Source organism: Streptococcus sp. GMD1S, assembly GCF_000296875.1.
Classification (GTDB): Bacteria; Bacillota; Bacilli; order Lactobacillales; family Streptococcaceae; genus Streptococcus.
On record NZ_AJQY01000361.1, the window covers coordinates 1 to 1,436 of the forward strand.

At 41.6% G+C, this 1,436-nt stretch carries 3 protein-coding genes and 1 pseudogene; all 4 read left to right on the forward strand.

Annotation, left to right across the window (positions count from 1 at the left end):
* Window positions 1-96: pseudogene (locus tag GMD1S_RS12185) on the forward strand (DUF3013 domain-containing protein); the annotation flags it as partial.
* A gap of 37 nt (window positions 97-133) precedes the next feature.
* Window positions 134-676, forward strand: coding sequence for a hypothetical protein (locus GMD1S_RS10310; RefSeq protein WP_000890355.1), 543 nt, complete (start codon window positions 134-136; stop codon window positions 674-676).
* Window positions 677-725: 49 nt separating this feature from the next.
* A complete protein-coding gene (locus GMD1S_RS10315; protein WP_000421346.1) occupies window positions 726-1,160 on the forward strand; it encodes an NUDIX hydrolase in 435 nt (144 codons plus the stop codon).
* A 136-nt stretch (window positions 1,161-1,296) separates the two neighbouring features.
* A partial coding sequence (locus tag GMD1S_RS12025) for a 50S ribosomal protein L11 methyltransferase (RefSeq protein ID WP_192808296.1) occupies window positions 1,297-1,436 on the forward strand: 140 nt, incomplete at its 3' end.

The following is a 1,436-nucleotide window of genomic DNA, read 5'->3' on the forward strand; positions in this document are numbered from 1 at the left end:
GCAGAAGAGTTCGTCATGGAATGGAACCAAGAAGTCTTTGAAGAAGGAAAAGTCGGTTTGGAAGAGGGAGAGTTTTATCCTTATCCGAGATACTAGGAAACTTTAAAAATAAGGAATTCAAAGAGGAGAGAGCATGTTAGAGAAAATCAAACAAATTTTTATGAGAAAGTCAGATAAATCTGAGTTTTCTTCCTCTTCTCTTCCTCGCAATCGCTTTGCGGATCTAGATTTCGAGCGAGTATTGAAGTTTGGAACTCGTCGCCTCGTTAATGAGGAGGGACTCTACGCAGAGGATGGTAAAATCACAGAACTTGAATTTCCTGAAGATTTTGCGGAATTTGAATTTCTAGTTGGTTTTAAGACGGAGGAAGAAGAGCAGTTTCAACAACTATTAGCTCGTTTAAATAGTATTGACAATGCCATTCAGTCTTGTTTGGAAAGTGAGATGCAACAACCCATCCCTCAGTTTGCCAAGGATTTGGGCTATACTCAGAAGAGGTGGGAAAGGACATTTTACTTCCATCCTTGGGTATTAAGTTTTGAGGAAAATCCGCCTAATCTTCGCTATGTTGCAGATTATGTAAATGATGAGTTTACCGTTTATTTTGCTAAAAAACATGGTAGATGGCAGGCATACTGGGATGCAGATTGCCAAAAGGTGATTGAAGAAAGCTAGCTAGGGGTTTTCTATAGAGTAGTAGTTATGATAAGAAAAGGTCATCATCATGGAATTATTGGATAAACACTTGGATTTTACGGGTTGTAAAATTGCCCTCTTTTGTGGAGATAAGCTACTGACCATCTTGCGTGATGACAAGGACAATATCCCTTGGCCCAATATGTGGGAATTGCCAGGTGGTGGTCGCGAAGGGGACGAAAGTCCTTTCGAGTGCGCAGCGCGTGAAGTTTATGAAGAACTAGGAATTCATCTGACTGAGGATTGCCTGCTCTGGAGCAAGGTCTACCCCAGCATGCTCTATGAAGGTCGGCAGTCTGTCTTTATGGTCGGTCAGCTAAGTCAAGAACAATTCGACAATATCAACTTTGGAGATGAAGGACAGGCTTATAAGCTGATGAGCATTGAGGAATTTTTGAATTCTAAACAAGCTGTGCCTCAGCTACAGGCGAGATTGAGGGATTATTTAAAAGAAAGTGAATAGAAAGGATGGTTCGGTTAAATTTCTAAACTGAACCCGCCCTAAACACTGTGCCAAAAAGATAAACTTCTCATAGACACAAGCGTCTTCAGAGAATTTCCTATTTGGCTTTGTGCATGACGGGCTTGGTATCTTAATTATGAAAACATGGCAAGAGTTAAAAGTAACGGTTAAGCGTGAGGGGGAGGAGCTGGTCTCCAATCTCTTGATTGAGTTAGGTGCCCAAGGTGTTGCGATCGAAGACAGCATGGACTATGTGGGGAATGTCGACCGTTTTGG